Annotated in this window: 1 protein-coding gene; it reads left to right on the top strand. The window is 39.3% G+C overall.

What is annotated here, in order from left to right; genetic code table 11:
- Positions 1 to 324 precede the first annotated feature (324 nt).
- The coding region (locus A9Q93_RS02365; protein ID WP_303685779.1) for a hypothetical protein at positions 325 to 573 on the top strand (249 nt) is incomplete at its 3' end.

Here is a 573-nt window from a genome sequence, read left to right as displayed (position 1 = left end):
CATTTAAAAAAGAATTATGGCCGCGAATATATGGGCATCGTGCGCAGCACCTTCTTAATTAATGACCAAGGTATATTAGTTAATGAGTGGCGCAAAGTGAAAGTGAAAGAACACTTAGATGAAGTACTCGAAGCTGTCAGCCAGCTCTAAGTTATTGAGCGAGTAAAAAAACTTTTAATCACGTTTTTTTTACAAAAAATGCAGCAAGCCTTGGCCTGTCTTGGCTAAGGCTTTTTTCCACAAAGTTATCCACATCTTCTGCACAATTAATCAACATTTTATCCACTTGCCATTTCATTAAAAACACACTATCTTGTGGTCTAGATGAAACGCAACCACTACAGCTTGTGGTTTTCGTTTTTAAGCACTTACTCTAGATCAACGCAGGATATCAGCATTATGACAAGCGAAGCAGCCGTCCAAACCACCCCCAATTCGTCAGAACAAAGTCAATATCAAGTTATCCGTCGTAACGGCCAAGTTACTTCTTTTGATGGCAGTAAAATTTCTATTGCTATCACCAAGGCATTTTTAGCTGTTGAAGGCAGTTCAGCACAAGATAGTGACCGTATC

Source organism: Nonlabens dokdonensis, assembly GCF_002162835.1.
In the GTDB taxonomy this organism is placed as follows: Bacteria; Bacteroidota; Bacteroidia; order Flavobacteriales; family Flavobacteriaceae; genus Nonlabens; species Nonlabens dokdonensis_B.
Note: the sequence above shows the minus strand (reverse complement) of the source record. Positions and strands in the feature narration are given on the sequence as shown.